We start from the raw sequence: 15006 nt of genomic DNA on the forward strand, positions 1-15006 counted from the left end.
ATGCGCATTGAAACCATTCGAGCTGCCGGCGACAGGCCGGCCCATATCCGCCATGACGACCTGATCTCCGCCAAGGGCATTTCGGTGGTCATCGCCCGGCAGCTGATCCTCCAAAACATCGATCTTTCCGTGCCAAAGGGGTCGTTTGTCTCCCTTATCGGTCCTTCCGGTTGCGGCAAGAGCACCTTGCTCAAGGTGCTGGCCGGCCTGGTGCAGCCGACCCAGGGCAGCGTTTCGATCGCCGGGCTCGCGCCGGTCGAGGCGGCGCGCAAGCGCATGATCGGCCTCGTCTTTCAGGACGCCAATTTGCTCCCCTGGAAGAACGCCGTCGACAATGCCTCGATGCTGCTCGGCATCGCCGACAAGTCGCTGTCGCGCTCGGATCTGCGCGCGCGCGGCCAGGAGATGCTGGAACTGGTGGGGCTCGGCGATAGCGCCCACAAGCGCCCAAACGAGCTGTCGGGCGGCATGCGGCAGCGGGTCGCCATCGCACGGGCCCTGGCGCTCGACCCGGCGGTGCTGCTGATGGACGAACCGTTCGGCGCGCTCGACGCAATCACCCGCGATTCCATGGGCCAGTCGCTGCTGGAGATCTGGCAGCGTACCGGCAAGACGATCGTGCTCGTCACCCATTCCATCGACGAGGCCATCCATCTGTCGCGCCATGTTCACGTTCTGGGGATCAAGCCAGGGCGGATCACCGAGAGCCTCGACATTGCGCTGCCTTATCCGCGCGACCTGTCGGTCACCGAAGATCCGGAGTTCGTCAGGCTGGTGGTTCAGTTGCGGACGATGCTGCGCTCCAGCCATCAACCGGGAGGCGCGTCTTGAGCGACCAACCCATCACGGATCTTTCCGAGCCGCGGCTCGCCTCCAGCTGGAGCGCTGCGACCGGCAGCTGGCTTCCGGCGGTCATCCTGCTGCTGGTGACAATCGTGCTGTGGGAAGCCGCCGTGCGGATCTTTGCCATATCCGCTTTCATCATTCCGGCCCCATCCGAGATCGCGAAATCGCTGGCCGCGCAATGGGGCACGCTGATGCAGGCGACGCTGGTGACGGCGGGCGAGATCCTGTTCGGTTTCCTGGTCTCGGTTGTGGTCGGCATTGCCATTGCGCTGGTCATCGTGCGCTTCGATTGGCTGGGACGCGCGCTGTATCCACTGGTGGTGCTGTTCCAGAACGTGCCGAAAGTCGCGCTCGCGCCGATCTTCATCCTCTGGTTCGGCTATGGGCTGGCGCCCAAGATCGGCCTGATCCTGGTCATCGCCTTCTTTCCGGTGACGCTCTCCATGCTGGCGGGCATGCAATCGGTCGACCGCTCGCTGCTGGCGCTGATGAATTCGGTCGGGGCCAGTCCGACGCAGATTCTGTTCAGGATCCGCGTTCCGCACTCGCTGCCGAACCTGATGGCCGGAACCAAGATCGCCGCCACGTTGAGTGTGATCGGCGCCATCGTCGGCGAGTTTGCCGGCGCTTCCGACGGTCTCGGCTACGTCATCCAGTTCGCTTCGACCCAGCTCGATACAGCGCTGGTCTTCGCAGCGCTGCTGCTCGTCTCCGTGCTTGGCATCGCCTTCTACTACGCCGCCGAAATTCTCGAACGCATCGTGGTGCCGTGGGCGCCGAAATTCAGCCAGTCCTAGGCCCGCTCGATCAATCAAATTCATAAAAGGGAACAAAAAATGCTGAGACGCTCACTTATCAAGGCCGCTACCTTCGCGGCGTTTGTCGCAGCACTCGGTTTCTCCAACGCGGCTCTGGCGGCTGACAAGGTTAACGTCCAGCTCGACTGGGTGGTGCGCGGCAATCACGCCATGTTCTTTGTCGGCAAGGAAAAGGGCTTCTTCGCCAAGAACGACATCGATGTGGCCGAGATCCGCAAGGGATCCGGCTCGCCGGACGCAATGCGGCTGGTGGGCAATGAGAACGCGGATTTCGGGTTCGGCGATCTTCCCACGCTTGCCGTCGCACGGTCGCAGAATGTTCCGGTCGTGGCGCTGGTGGCCGTCAATCAGCAGTCGCCGCTGGGCATCATTTCGCTGGCCAAGACATTGAAGCTCACCAAGCCGTCCGATCTCAAGGGACTGACCATCGGCATTCATCCGGCCGGCTCCACCTACATCTTCTTCAAGGGCTTCCTGGCCGCCAACGGCCTGACCGAAAAGGACATGACGCTGAACAGCGTCTCGCCGCCCTATGAAAGCTATCTGCTTCTAGGCCGGGTTCAGACGGTCGTCGGCTATGTCGACGCCGAGGTTCCCGAACTTGAGGCCAAGGCCGGAGGCCCAGGCTCGCTCAGCATCATGATGGGGGCGGACTACGGCTGGAAGGCCTATGGCTCGGGCCTGTTCACCTCGCAGGCGATGATCAAGGACAAGCCTGATGTCGTGCGCCGCTTCGTCAAGGCCTACAGGGAGGCCTTCGACTATGTCGTCGCGCATCCGGAAGAGGCTGCCGAGATCACCGCCAAGGCAGCACCCGGCTATGCGGACAAGAAGGGTGTGCTGCTGGCGCAGATCAACGCCGACATCGCATCGACGTTCAGCAGCCCCGACACCAAGGAACACGGTCTCGGCTGGATGACGAAGACACAGTGGGAGGAGACCTTGAAGACGCTGACGGATCAGGGCGTGCTCAAGGCGGCTCTGTCGGCGGACGATGTCTTCACCGACACATTCCTGGCGAAGGAATAAGGGCGCGCAATGTTCGAACGGAAAGCTCGATGAGCGGCTACCGGCAGACCAGACTGTCCTGCGCCATGGCGCAGGACACCGCACGCTCGCCTTTCGCCGCATCGGTGCGGTCGAGCGTGACCTGCACGCGGGTGGCATATGCGCGGCCCGCCAGGCCGCACCAGAGCCGCTCGACAGGCAGGTTCTCGCGTTTGTCGTTGAGGATCGTGAATGTGCCGGTCTTCGCATCGAACCAGAGTTCGATGCGAGCGCTCTTGCCCGGTTCGACCGTTGCGATCCCGGCCGAATACCAGTGGGCGAAGTCGGCGTTGCAAGACAGGCCTTCGCTGCCCGCATTCGAAATCGTCAACGGAACCATGTCGAGCCCGTCAGTGCCGGTGCGGACGGTGACATGGTGCAACTCAACCGCGTTGGCGAAGGACGATAACGCCAACATCACCGGAAGGGCATAACGGATCTTCACTTTGCCTGAGCTCCATATGTAATTTTTCCCTAGGCAGTCTATCTCGCTTTCGCGCAATAACAATAAGAATATTGATTGGTAAAACAACAGAGAGGGTAAAATGTTAAAGCTTCTTAAGAGCAGTGTAAGTGCAGTTATATTGACTGGTGTCTTGATGAGCGGCGCGCTTGCCGGCGAGGTCAAGTCGATTGCCATCCTGACGCCCGAAGAAGGCACGGACTATGGCTGGAACCAGCAAGGCATCGACGCCGCCAAGGCGGCGGGCAAGGCCGCCGGCGTCGAAGTGGTCGTGGCCCAGGGCCTCGGCTATGGCGACGTTCGTCCGACCTTGCGGGAACTTGCCTCCGACGGCGCCAGCCTGCTGATCGCCCATGCCAGCGGCTACAACACCTCGGCTCCTGAAATCGCCAAGGAACTGAAAGTTCCGGTGGCAATCGTCGACACGCCGAACGGCCTGGAGAAGGGCCTCGTCGCCGACTACACGCTGAGCGGCCACGAGGGCGCCTATCTCGCCGGTCGCCTCGCCGCCAAGGTGTCGCGCTCCAAGTCGGTCGGCATCGTCGTCTCGGGCGAACCACCATCATGGAATTCGCAGTCAGCGGCGTTCGCGCAAGGCGTGAAGGCGGAGAACCCGGACGTCAAGATCACCTATGCGGTGATCGGACCGGCTGCCTACAGCGATGCCGCCGGCGGCAAGCGCGTCACCGAAAGCGTGATCGCGTCGGGCGCCGACATCATCTTCGGCCAGGGCAACGGTTCGAGCTTCGGCATGCTGCAGGCGGTCGAGACGACCAAGGCAGCTGATGGCGGCAAGGTCTATTTCATCGACGTCATCGGCGACAAGTCGCCGATCGACAAGGGCTTCCTGCTGTCGTCGGTGGTGTGGAACATCGAGCCGGTCTATGCGGCGATGATTGCCGACCTGAAGGCCGACACGTTCGGCACCAAACACTATACGATCGGGCTCAAGGACGACTCGGTCAAGCTGCTGAAAACCGCCGCGATCCCGGATAATGTCTGGGCAGAAATCCAGGCGCTGCGCGAAGACGTCATTTCCGGCAAGATCAAGGTCGATCCGGTCTATGACGCGGCCGCTGTCAGGGCGCTGATGACCAGCGTCGCCCAGTAAGGCGATCACGGTCAGCTGCCGGAGGGGTGATCCGTTCACCCCTCCGGTCGATTCCCGTTTTTTAGTGCTGGGCTTTCATGAGCAGTCTTTCTTCATCGTCCGTTGCCGGGCGCGACATCGTCGCGCTTGAAGGCGTGACCAAACGGTTCCCCGGCATCGTTGCCAATGACAGCGTCGACCTGTCGATCCGCCCGGGCGAAGTGCATGTGCTGCTGGGCGAGAACGGCGCTGGAAAATCGACATTGATCGGCATGCTGTCCGGCCTGCAGCAGCCGGATGAAGGACGCATATTGGTCGACGGCAAACCGACCCCGATCACCTCGCCGCGCCATGCGCTGGCACTCGGAATCGGCACCGTATTCCAGCATATGATGCTGGTGCCGACGCTGACGGTGGCGGAAAACCTCCTGCTTGGCGGGCCGTGGTGGCAGCGTCCCAGGACCGAGGAACTGGCGGCGCGCGTCGCCGAGATCACCAGCACGCTCGGCATCACCGTCAAGCTGCATGCCAAGGTATCGGAGCTGTCGCTCGGCGAGCAGCAGCAGGTCGAGATCCTGCGCGCGATGGTGCGCAACAGCAGGTTGCTCATCCTTGACGAGTCCACCTCCATGCTGACGCCGAAAGGCATCGACGAACTGGGCGCGCTGATGCGCCGCCTCGTCGAGCAGGGCCTGGCGATCGTCTTCATCACCCACAAACTCAAGGAGGCGGCTGCCTTCGGCGACCGCATCTCGGTGCTGAAGCTCGGCCGCAAGGTCGGCGAGATCCCGCCCGAGCGGTTTCGTGCGCTGGGCGAACAGGAGATCGTCTCGGAGATCGTGGAATTGATGTTCGGCAAGCAGAAGGATGACCCGGAGGCTGTCGAGCGTCCTGTCCGCACTGCCCGCGCCGGAACGGCCCCGCTGCTTCAGGTCGCGGATCTGACGGTTGCACCGACGGACAATGCGCCAGGCCTGTCGTCGATCTCCTTCGACATCCGCCCGGGTGAGATCCTGGGCATCGCCGGCATCGACGGCAACGGCCAGAAGCAGCTGGCGGAAGCGCTGGCCGGCCAGCGCGCAGCCACCAGCGGCTCGGTGCGGCTGGACGGCGCCGCGATCGAGACGCTGAGCGTCGGCGATCGCCGCCGGCGTGGCCTTCGCTACCTGACCGACGACCGGCTCGGCGAGGGCACTGTCGGAACCTTTCCGGTCTCGATCAACTTCTTTCTCAAGCAGGTCGGCGCGGCGCCGTTCTGGCGCAACGGCGTCGAGCAGCGCGCGGAGATCGACAAGCGCGCCGCCCAGCTCGTGCGCGAATACGATGTGCGCACGCCAAGCCTGAAGACGCCGGTCGCGCGGCTGTCCGGCGGCAACATCCAGAAGGTGCTTCTGGCGAGAGAACTGGCAGAAGGCGCCAAGGTGGTCATTTTCAACAAGCCGACCTATGGGCTCGATCTCGCCAACACATTGGCGTCGCGCCAGCGCATCCGCGACACGGCCGCGCGTGGCCTTGCCGTGCTGCTGATCTCCACCGACCTCGAGGAATTGCTTGGCATGTGCGACCGTATCGCCGTCATCGCGAACGGAGCTTTGGTCGGCACCGTCGAGAATGCCGACGACGCCCGCACCAAGGTCGGTCGCCTGATGATCGGACTTGCCGCATGAGCATCGACACCGCCCCCACGGTCAGTGCCACCGCACTCGATGCCACGAGCGGGACAGTGACGCGCCGCGACATCCTGCATCGGATGCTGATGACGCTCGGCCCGATCCTTGCCGCTCTCGTCATAGCCGGCTGTATCCTGCTTGCCGTAGGCGTCGACCCGCTCGCCTATTATGGCTTCGTGCTGGAGAAAGGACTGTTCTCGCCGCTCGGCATCCAGCAGACGCTGACGCGCATGGCGCCGCTGCTGTTTCTTGCCGCCGGCCTGATCGTGGCCTTTCGCGCGGGCATGTGGAATCTCGGCGGCGACGGGCAGTTCCTGCTTGGCGCGGTGACGGCGGCGGCCAGCGCTCCCGTGTTCGTGCAGATCATGCCAGCCTGGCTGGCGCTGTTCTGCTCATTCCTCATCGCCATGGTGGTGGCGATGATCTGGTCGCTGGTGCCGGCCCTGCTGCGTGCCTATCAGGGCGTCAACGAGATCATCACCACGCTGATGATGACGTTCCTCGGCACGTCGCTCGCCAATGTGCTGGTCAAGCTGGCGTTTCGCGACCCGAACACGACCGTGCCGCAGACGCGCACGCTGCCGGTGGAAGACCGGTTGCCGCGACTGTTCGAAACGACCATCACCAGTGGCCTGCTGCTTGGGCTGGCAGCGATCCTCATCGTGCATCTGGTGATGACGCGCACGGCGTTCGGGCTGAAGCTGAGGATCGTCGGCGCCAATCCACGCGCGGCGGTTCACTCTGGGCTCGGCGTCCCCGGCCTGACCGTTGCCGTCTTCGCCATTTCGGCCGGGCTGGCCGGGCTTGCTGGCGCCGTCGACATCATCGGCGTCCAGGGCAATGTCCGCGCCGACTGGAATCCCGCCTATGGGCTTGCCGTGATTCCCGCCGTATTTCTCGCCCGCATGAACGGTTTTGCGGCCATCGGCTTCGTGTTCCTGCTCTCGGTGCTTTCGATCGGCGGCGAGAGCGCGGCGCGGCGGCTCGGCGTGCCCAATCATTTCACGCTGGTGCTGGTTTCGATCGTGCTGATCGTGCTCGCGCTCGCGGAATATTTCGATCACCGATACAACCAGTCGCGGAGGGCCTAGGGCATGACCGGGCTCTTCAGTGAAGTCTTTCTCAGCGCGCTGCTGTTCGGCGCCGTCACCGCGGCGATCCCGCTGCTGCTTGCCGGGCTCGGCGAGCAGATTTCCGAGAAGGCGGGTGTTCTGAATATCGGCATCGAAGGCATGATGCTGGCCGGCGCCTATCTCGGCTTTGTCGGTGCTTTCTATTCCGGGTCGCTGTGGCTGGGCTTTCTCACCGGTGCCGCCGGCGGCGTTTCAGTGGCAGTTGTGATGGCGCTGCTTTGCGTGCGCATCGGGCTGAACCAGATCGTCATCGGCATAGCGCTGACCTTGGGACTGGAAGGCCTGACGGCACTGCTCCACCATTTCCAGTTCTCGCGCAGCTACCCCCGCCTGCCGGCGGCGGATGCGACCGTCATTCCGCTGCTTTCGGACATTCCGGTCATCGGGCCTGCATTCTTCAAACATCATCTGATCGTCTATCTGGCGGTCGCACTGGTTTTCGGCATGGGTTACATCTACCGGCGCACGCAACTGGGCCTCAACCTGCAGGCGGCAGGCGACAAGCCGGCGGCGCTCGATGTCGCCGGCATCGATGTCGTGCAAACCCGCACAATAGCCGTGTTGACGACCGGAGCGCTGGCCGGGCTCGGCGGCGCCTATCTCGCCAATGTCGGGGCCGGCCTGTTCATTCCGTTCATCACCAATGGCGCGGGCTTTCTCGGCATCGTGCTGGCCATGCTGGCGCGCGGTCGCCCGGTCTGGGTGCTGTTCGGCGCGTTGCTGTTCGGCGTCTGCCTGTCGCTGACGACAGCAATGCAGGTGGCCGGCATCAACATACCGACCGACATCATCCAGATGCTGCCGTTCCTGGCGGTGATGATCATGCTGGTGCTGTTCGGCCGGCGCGCCAGCCTGCCGGCGGCGCTCGGCATTCCATACGAGCGCGGCGCGCGCTGAACACAATTCATGCGCGGACGGGACCCGCGCCAATAAAGGAGGCAAGAATGTCGGATACCAAGGTCTACCTGCTCGACGGCGGCTCGCTCGTTCTCGACGGATACCACGTGTTCTGGAACCGAGGCCCTGGCGGCGAAGTGCGCTTCCCCGTCTATTCGATCCTGATCGAACATGCCGAGGGCCGGTTCCTCATCGACACCGGCTACGACTACGATCACGTGATGAAGGTGCTGCCATTCGAAAAGCCGATCCAGGAAAAGCACCAGACCATCCCCGGCGCCCTGGCGCTGCTCGGCCTCGAGCCGAAGGACATCGACGTTGTCGTCAATTCGCATTTCCATTTCGACCATTGCGGCGGCAACAAGTATTTTCCGCATGCCAAGAAGATCTGTCACCGAACCGAGGTGCCGCAGGCCTGCAATCCGCAGCCTTTCGAGCATCTCGGCTATTCCGATCTGAGCTTTTCGGCGGAGGCTGCCGAAGCGCGTGGCGCGACCGGGCAATTGCTCGCGGGAACGACACGGGCGAATTCGACCTTCGAGGGCATCGAGGGCGACGTCGATCTCGCCAAGGGCGTAAAGCTGATCTCGACGCCCGGTCATTCGATCGGCCATTACAGCCTGCTGGTCGAGTTTCCCAAGCGCAAGCCGATCATGTTCACGATCGACGCGGCCTATACGCAGAAGAGCCTTGAAACGCTGTGCCAGGCTGCCTTCCACATCGATCCTGTGGCAGGCGTCAATTCGATGCGCAAGGTCAAGACGCTCGCCGAGGACCATGGCGCCGAGCTGATGTACTCGCACGACATGGAAAACTTCAAGACCTACAGGACCGGCACGCAATTCTACGGCTGACCGCCGCCAATCGGGAGACAAGACGATGCGCTATCTCGAACACGCCGATCCGGTCATCACCCTGACCGCGGGGCCGGTGAACGCCTATCCTGAAGTGCTGCGCGGCCTCGGTCGCACGGTGCTCTACGACTACGACCCGGCGTTCCTGCTCTTCTACGAGGGTGTGGTCGACAAGGCGCAAAAGGCGATGCGGCTGTCGAACAAGCCGGTCATCCTGCATGGCGAGCCGGTGCTCGGCCTGGAGGCCGCCGCAGCCTCGCTGATCGCGCCTGACGATGTCGTGCTCAACCTTGCCTCTGGAGTCTACGGCAAGGGCTTTGGCTACTGGGCGAAGCGCTATTCGCCACATCTGCTCGAGATCGAGGTGCCCTACAATGAGGCGATCGACCCGCAGGCGGTCGAGGCAATGCTGAAAGCGCATCCGGAGATCACCGTCGTTTCCGTCTGCCACCATGACACGCCGTCCGGCACCATCAATCCGATCGACGCCATCGGGGCGCTGGTGTCGGCGCATGGTGGCTATCTCATCGTCGATGCCGTCTCGTCCTTTGGCGGCATGAAGACGCATCCGCAGGATTGCAAGGCCGATATCTATGTCACCGGCCCGAACAAATGCCTGGGCGCGCCTCCCGGCCTGACGATGATGGGTGTCAGCGAGCGGGCCTGGGCCAAGATGAAGGGCAACGAGGCGGCCCCCCGCGCGTCGATGCTGAGCATCGTCGACTGGGAGCATGCGTGGTCGCGGGACAAGCCGTTTCCGTTCACGCCGTCGGTCTCGGAGATCAACGGGCTCGACGTCGCGCTCGACCTCTACCTCAATGAGGGGCCGGAGGCGGTATGGGCGCGCCACGCGCTCACCGCCAAGGCCATGCGTGCGGGCGTTGCCGCGATGGGCCTGTCGATCTGGGCCGCCAGCGACAAGATCGCGTCGCCGACCACGACCGCCGTCCGCACGCCCGACGGTGTCGACGAGAAGGCGCTTCGCCAGGCCGCGCGCGCCCGCTACGGCGTGGTGTTTTCGTCGGGTCGCGGCGAAACCTTGGGGAAACTGACGCGCATCGGCCATATGGGTCCGACCGCCCAGCCGATCTATGCGATCGCGGCACTCACGGCACTTGGCGGCGCCATGAACGCGGCCGGCCAGAAACTGGCGATCGGCAAGGGTATCGACGCGGCGCTGGCCGTGATCGACGCCGACGCCTGAACAGACATCACCAGATCACGGATTGAGGGAGCATTTTCATGACTGAACGGCTTGCGGGAAAGACGGCCCTGGTTACGGGCGCCGCGCAGGGTATCGGCAAGGCGATCGCCGCACGGCTTGCCGCCGACGGGGCAACCGTCATCGTCAGCGACATCAATGCCGAAGGTGCCAGGGCGGCGGCCGCGGCGATAGGCGGAAAGGCGAAGGCGATCGCCGCCGACATTTCCGATCCGGCCTCCGTCAAGGCACTCTTCGCCGAAATCCAGGCCCTGACCGGGGGCATCGATATTCTGGTCAACAATGCCAGCATCGTGCCGTTCGTCGCCTGGGACGATGTCGATCTCGACCATTGGCGCAAGATCATCGACGTTAACCTGACAGGCACCTTCATTGTCAGCCGCGCCGGTACGGACCAGATGCGTGCGGCAGGCAAGGCCGGGCGGGTGATCAGCATCGCATCCAACACCTTCTTTGCCGGCACGCCGAACATGGCGGCCTATGTCGCGGCCAAGGGCGGCGTCATCGGCTTCACCAGGGCGCTCGCCACGGAACTCGGAAAATACAACATCACCGCCAACGCGGTGACGCCTGGCCTGATCGAGAGCGACGGCGTCAAGGCGAGCCCGCATAACGAGGCGTTCGGCTTCGTCGAGATGCTTCAGGCGATGAAAGGCAAAGGGCAGCCGGAACATATCGCCGATGTGGTTTCGTTCCTGGCCTCCGACGATGCGCGCTGGATCACCGGCCAGACGCTCAATGTCGACGCCGGGATGGTGCGCCACTAACCAAAAGCGCATCCCAAAAACGCTACGACACTTCTGGGCGACCTGCATTTTGGGTCGCAACAGCGGATGAGCGCGGCCGCGTCCGCAAGGCCGTGCCGCAAATGGCCAATCAAAGGGAAATCATAGTGGACTTCGGATTCGACACGTCGATGTTCGACGGGCTGACGATTGCAATGCTGGTCGCCGGTCTGGCCATAACCGGCGTGGCGTCCGGCGTGCTGGCCGGCTTGCTGGGCGTCGGCGGCGGTATCGTCATCGTCCCGGTTTTGTTCTGGGTGCTCAGCCTGTTTCACTTTTCGCCTGCTGTGACCAGCCATCTGGCGGTCGCGACATCGCTTGCGGTTATCATTCCCACCTCGATCTCATCGATGCGGTCGCACAACAAGCGCGGCAATGTCGATCGGCCTCTGCTCAATCTGTGGGGACCGGCGATTTTCGTCAGTGCCCTGATCGGCGGCATCATGTCGAAATTCATCCCGGGTGCCGGCTTGCGGCTGGTCTTCGGCGTCGTCGGCCTGCTGGTGGCCGTCAACATGGCGTTGCCGAAGCACCTCGTGATCTCCGATCACCTGCCGCAAAGCGGCTGGATCAACCGTGCTATCGCCTCGGTCATCGGCTTTGTCTCTTCGCTCATGGGAATCGGCGGCGGCACGCTCTCGGTGCCGACACTTTCCAGCTTCTCCTTTCCGGTGCACCGGGCCGTCGGCACATCATCGGCGCTTGGCCTGCTTATCGCGCTTCCGGCGGTGGCGGGCTTCATCTGGTCGGGTCTCGAGATTGCCGGCCGGCCTCCGCTCAGCCTGGGCTACGTCAGCCTGCCGGCTGTTGCCATCATAGCGCCCGTGAGCTTCCTGTTCGCACCCTTGGGCGCAAGGCTCGCCCACGCGCTCAACCCGCGTTACCTGAAACTTGCCTTTGCGTTTTTCCTGGCAATCACGGCCGGGCGAATGTTGCTTTCCTGATTTTCGGTGGCCCGAATCCCGTTAGGCGGCCTACGGCTATTTTTCCCGCATGGCTCGGCGGAAGTTCTGCGTGATCGGCTCGGCGAGGTAAGAGAGCACGGTGCGAGCACCCGTCCGGATCATCGCCTCGCTCGACATGCCGGGCAGCAGCTTGCGGCCCTCCAGCTTGGCGAGTTCGCTCTTGTCGATCAACACGGTCGCGGCGAAATACGGTGCCCCGCTGCGTTCGTCCACCATGCGGTCAGCCGATACGATCTCCACAACGCCGTCGAGCGGCGGCAGGTTGTAGCGGGCGAAGGCCGGGAAGCTGACGTGCGCCGGCTGTCCGGGGGCGATCGTCTCGACATCTTCTGGCTTGACCATAGCCTCGACCACGAGTTGTTGTCCGAGCGGCACGATTGTCATCAATGTCTCACCGGGTTTCACGACACCGCCCGGCGTGTGGACCTTCAGGTCCATGACGATACCGTCAACCGGTGCGACAACATCGGTACGGGTAAGCACGTCCTTGGCGGAACGCTCCTCCTGTCCGAGGTCAAACAACTCCGCCTCGACCTTGCTCAACTCGTCGACGGCTTCGTTCAGCCGCACTGTGCTCAGGTTCAAGATTTGCATGTCAATCTCGGCCATGGCGCTTCTGGCACGAGCGATTGCCGCGAGGTTGGTAGCGCGCTCCCCCTCGATCTCCTGCTGTTGTCGTCTGAGCAACAGGTTCCGCTCGCGGGTGGTCAGCCCCTTATCGAGCAGAGTCTGAAGGTCCTTGTTTTCACCCTCGATCGCCTCGATCTGCTTGTCCTTGGTGACGATAAGCTGCTCTAACCCCGTTATCTCTTCCTCGGTCTGGTGACGGCGCTGGCTGAGAATTTCCTGCTCGTCCGTCAAGTTGTGGTGCTTCGCCGCGAACACGTCACGCTGCGAGGCAACCGCGTCCTTTGCGGCGGCGGCGGGGTTTGCGAGCAACGCCGAATCAAACTCGATCTCGGCCTTGCCGTCACGCTCAGCCCTGAGACGCGCGGCCAGCGCCTCACGCGTTGCTATCCGGTTCTGGATCAGGTCGAGCTGCGCCTTTGCCTGCGTGTTGTCGAGTCGGATGAGCACTTCTCCCGCCTTGACGATATCACCGTCGGCGGCGTTCAATTCCGCGATGATGCCGCCCTCGAGGTGCTGGATGAGTTTGCGGTCGCCGGCGACCTTGATAACACCCGGCGCCACTGCGGCGCTGTCCAACGGTGCCAGCGCCGCCCAACCCCCGGCCACGCCGAAGAACAGGAACATGATCGCGAACCCGGCGCACGTCACGCCCATGAGACGCAGGGGTACCGGTTCCAGCAGGGAGGGCGGCGGGACGGGTAACGGCACGACGTTCATATCTGTTCCCATTTCATGCCTGGTTCGCCACGATGGTCGTGCCCAATGCGCTTGGACGCGGCGTACGTTTTGAAGAGGGACGTGGCCCGTTGCTGACGCCGAGCACGGCGGCGGAGATTTCCGGCGTCGAATCAGCCGGCATCTGAGTTACCTGGTGAGTTATCGGGCGGATGCGCGCGGCGAGTTCGTTGAAGACATAGTCACGTGAACCGAAGAGGTCTTGTTGGCCCCGATTGAGGACCAATATCTTGTCGACCTTCTCCATGATGTTCGCTCGGTGTGCGATCAGGATAATGGTCGCGCCCGCCATCTTGACCGCGCCGAGGGCTGCGATCAATGCGTCCTCACCCTCGCGGTCGAGGTTGGAATTGGGCTCGTCCAGGATAATGAGCGGCGGGTCGCCGTAGAGTGCCCGCGCCAGCCCGATGCGTTGGCGCTGCCCACCCGACAGCACCGCGCCGGATTCGCCGATCTCGGTGGCGTAACCCTTCGGCAGTCCTTTGATCAGTTCGTGAACTCCCGCCAACTGCGCGGCCTTGACCACGTTGTTGAAGACCGCTGGGTTGATATTCGCGAAGCGGCAGATGTTTTCCGAGACCGTACCGGCGAAGAGCTCGATGTCCTGCGGCAAATAACCGACATAATGACCACGGTCCTCCGCCGCCCATTGGGCAACGTCCATCCCGTCCAGCAACGCACGCCCCCCGGATGGGCGCCAGGCACCGGCCAGTATCCGCGCCAGACTGGTCTTGCCGGCCCCGCTCGGGCCGATCAATGCCATTGCCTCACCCGGATTGAGCCGGAAGCTGACCCCCTTCAGGATATGCTCGCCGCCCTGTCGGGCAAGCACGAGATTGTCGGCCTCGAACCTGCCTTTCGGTCGTGGCAGCGGCATAACCGGCGTGGCCTCCCGGTGTTGTCCGGCGACTGCGGTGAGACGCCGGTAAGCGGCACGCGCTCCGACCGTCGCCTTCCATGTGCCGATCGCTTGCTCGACCGGCGACAACGCGCGCCCCATCAGAATCGAGGCGGAGATCATGATGCCGGGTGAAGCCTCGTTTCGAAGCACCAGATACGCACCAAGGCCCAGTATGGCCATTTGCAGGGCCAGCCGGTGACAACGCGCGATGGCCGCGATGACGCTGCCACGGTTGGCGGCAAGAACTTGTCCTTTGTTGGCCTCGTCTTGCTGTGCCTTCCAGCCCTCCAGCAGTGGCTTCAACATGCCCATCGCCTGTACGACCTCGGCGTTGCGGATCGCCGCCTCGGCTTGCACATATGCCCGTGACTGTGCGCTTGCGGCCTCGTTCAACGGCTTGCGTGTGAGGTATTCGTTGAGCAACGCCAACGCAAACAGGACGATCCCGCCGCACAGCGCCAACCAGCCCAGCCAAGGATGCATGACGAATATGGCGGCGAAAAACAGCGGTGCCCAGGGCGCGTCAAGGATTGGGAAGATGCTCGGGCTGGTGAAGAAATTTCGTACTTGATCCAGGTCGCGCAGCGGACGGGCGTTGGCATGACCGGGCGCCGAGGCGGCATACTCTACCGATGCTGTCAGGAGAACCGGTGCCAACCGTGCGTTCATCCACGATCCGACGGTGGCCAGGAGACGCCCGCGGACCACCTCCAGCCCCGCCATTGTCACGAGTGCCCCTGCCGCCATCAGCGACAGCATCACCAACGTCTCCAGACTGTGGCTGGACAGCACGCGGTGGTAGACTTGGAGCATATAAAGCGCCCCGGTCAACATCAGCACGTTGATGCCGCCGCTGAACCAGATAAGCGGCCGGATGGCGCGTCTGGCCTCTTTCATCACCACCTGCAGGGCAGGGGGCTGTTGGCTGGTTTTCATCATCTGGATGACAT

The 15006-nt window shown here is 63.2% G+C and carries 14 protein-coding genes; 11 read left to right on the top strand and 3 right to left on the bottom strand.

What is annotated here, in order from left to right; all coding sequences use genetic code 11:
* The 3 genes from C8D77_RS04075 to C8D77_RS04085 are packed head-to-tail and all read left to right on the top strand — an operon-like array spanning nt 1 to nt 2693.
* Entirely contained in the window at nt 1–831 is an 831-nt protein-coding gene (locus tag C8D77_RS04075; protein ID WP_109659541.1) for an ABC transporter ATP-binding protein, read from the top strand.
* Nucleotides 828–1643, top strand: a complete 816-nt coding sequence (locus C8D77_RS04080; RefSeq protein WP_109659543.1) for an ABC transporter permease — start codon at nt 828–830, stop codon at nt 1641–1643. Before C8D77_RS04075 ends, C8D77_RS04080 begins: the two co-directional genes overlap by 4 nt.
* A gap of 39 nt (nt 1644–1682) precedes the next feature.
* Nucleotides 1683–2693, top strand: a complete 1011-nt coding sequence (locus C8D77_RS04085) for an ABC transporter substrate-binding protein (RefSeq protein WP_109659545.1) — start codon at nt 1683–1685, stop codon at nt 2691–2693.
* Between the two features lie 37 nt (nt 2694–2730).
* Here C8D77_RS04085 and C8D77_RS04090 read toward each other — a convergent pair whose 3' ends face one another.
* Nucleotides 2731–3156, bottom strand: coding sequence for a hypothetical protein (locus C8D77_RS04090; protein ID WP_109659547.1), 426 nt, complete (start codon nt 3154–3156; stop codon nt 2731–2733).
* 100 nt (nt 3157–3256) lie between these two features.
* Between C8D77_RS04090 and C8D77_RS04095 the strand changes: the two genes are divergently transcribed.
* From C8D77_RS04095 to C8D77_RS04130, 8 genes are all read left to right on the top strand, one after another.
* On the top strand, nt 3257–4285 hold the full coding sequence (locus C8D77_RS04095; protein ID WP_109659550.1) for a putative B6 ABC transporter substrate-binding protein: 1029 nt from the start codon (nt 3257–3259) through the stop codon (nt 4283–4285).
* Nucleotides 4286–4362: 77 nt separating this feature from the next.
* Nucleotides 4363–5931, top strand: coding sequence for a putative B6 ABC transporter ATP-binding protein (locus tag C8D77_RS04100; protein WP_109659552.1), 1569 nt, complete (start codon nt 4363–4365; stop codon nt 5929–5931).
* Entirely contained in the window at nt 5928–7025 is a 1098-nt protein-coding gene (locus tag C8D77_RS04105; RefSeq protein WP_109659554.1) for a putative B6 ABC transporter permease subunit 2, read from the top strand. The genes C8D77_RS04100 and C8D77_RS04105 overlap by 4 nt, the downstream gene beginning before the upstream one ends.
* A 3-nt stretch (nt 7026–7028) precedes the next feature.
* A complete protein-coding gene (locus C8D77_RS04110; RefSeq protein ID WP_109659556.1) occupies nt 7029–7964 on the top strand; it encodes a putative B6 ABC transporter permease subunit 1 in 936 nt (311 codons plus the stop codon).
* 47 nt (nt 7965–8011) lie between these two features.
* On the top strand, nt 8012–8818 hold the full coding sequence (gene pldA / locus C8D77_RS04115) for a 4-pyridoxolactonase (protein WP_109659559.1): 807 nt from the start codon (nt 8012–8014) through the stop codon (nt 8816–8818).
* A gap of 25 nt (nt 8819–8843) precedes the next feature.
* Entirely contained in the window at nt 8844–10022 is a 1179-nt protein-coding gene (gene ppaT / locus C8D77_RS04120) for a pyridoxamine--pyruvate transaminase (protein WP_109659561.1), read from the top strand.
* Nucleotides 10023–10060: 38 nt separating this feature from the next.
* Nucleotides 10061–10807: a pyridoxal 4-dehydrogenase, SDR-type gene (pldH, locus tag C8D77_RS04125; RefSeq protein WP_109659563.1), complete on the top strand. Its 747-nt coding sequence runs from the start codon at nt 10061–10063 to the stop codon at nt 10805–10807.
* Between the two features lie 125 nt (nt 10808–10932).
* Nucleotides 10933–11769 (top strand): sulfite exporter TauE/SafE family protein, encoded by an 837-nt coding sequence (locus C8D77_RS04130; RefSeq protein WP_109659565.1) that lies wholly within the window; start codon nt 10933–10935, stop codon nt 11767–11769.
* A 36-nt stretch (nt 11770–11805) separates the two neighbouring features.
* On the opposite strand, the gene C8D77_RS04135 is transcribed toward C8D77_RS04130, so the two are convergent.
* Together C8D77_RS04135 and C8D77_RS04140 are read right to left on the bottom strand one after the other, a co-directional pair.
* Nucleotides 11806–13137: an HlyD family type I secretion periplasmic adaptor subunit gene (locus C8D77_RS04135; protein WP_215732037.1), complete on the bottom strand. Its 1332-nt coding sequence runs from the start codon at nt 13135–13137 to the stop codon at nt 11806–11808.
* Nucleotides 13138–13150: 13 nt separating this feature from the next.
* Entirely contained in the window at nt 13151–14992 is a 1842-nt protein-coding gene (locus tag C8D77_RS04140) for a type I secretion system permease/ATPase (RefSeq protein WP_245951691.1), read from the bottom strand.
* Nucleotides 14993–15006 lie beyond the last annotated feature (14 nt).

Origin of the sequence: Mesorhizobium loti, assembly GCF_003148495.1 — a bacterium.
In the GTDB taxonomy this organism is placed as follows: Bacteria; Pseudomonadota; Alphaproteobacteria; order Rhizobiales; family Rhizobiaceae; genus Mesorhizobium; species Mesorhizobium loti.

What these genes read in the sequence shown, in the direction of transcription:
- C8D77_RS04075 (WP_109659541.1), top strand. Translation starts at nt 1, where the DNA reads ATGCGCATTGAAACCATTCGAGCTGCCGGCGACAGGCCGGCCCATATC.
- C8D77_RS04085 (WP_109659545.1), top strand. Translation starts at nt 1,683, where the DNA reads ATGCTGAGACGCTCACTTATCAAGGCCGCTACCTTCGCGGCGTTTGTC.
- C8D77_RS04095 (WP_109659550.1), top strand. Translation starts at nt 3,257, where the DNA reads ATGTTAAAGCTTCTTAAGAGCAGTGTAAGTGCAGTTATATTGACTGGT.
- C8D77_RS04100 (WP_109659552.1), top strand. Translation starts at nt 4,363, where the DNA reads ATGAGCAGTCTTTCTTCATCGTCCGTTGCCGGGCGCGACATCGTCGCG.
- C8D77_RS04105 (WP_109659554.1), top strand. Translation starts at nt 5,928, where the DNA reads ATGAGCATCGACACCGCCCCCACGGTCAGTGCCACCGCACTCGATGCC.
- C8D77_RS04110 (WP_109659556.1), top strand. Translation starts at nt 7,029, where the DNA reads ATGACCGGGCTCTTCAGTGAAGTCTTTCTCAGCGCGCTGCTGTTCGGC.
- pldA (WP_109659559.1), top strand. Translation starts at nt 8,012, where the DNA reads ATGTCGGATACCAAGGTCTACCTGCTCGACGGCGGCTCGCTCGTTCTC.
- ppaT (WP_109659561.1), top strand. Translation starts at nt 8,844, where the DNA reads ATGCGCTATCTCGAACACGCCGATCCGGTCATCACCCTGACCGCGGGG.
- pldH (WP_109659563.1), top strand. Translation starts at nt 10,061, where the DNA reads ATGACTGAACGGCTTGCGGGAAAGACGGCCCTGGTTACGGGCGCCGCG.
- C8D77_RS04135 (WP_215732037.1), bottom strand. Translation starts at nt 13,137, where the DNA reads ATGAACGTCGTGCCGTTACCCGTCCCGCCGCCCTCCCTGCTGGAACCG.
- C8D77_RS04140 (WP_245951691.1), bottom strand. Translation starts at nt 14,992, where the DNA reads ATGAAAACCAGCCAACAGCCCCCTGCCCTGCAGGTGGTGATGAAAGAG.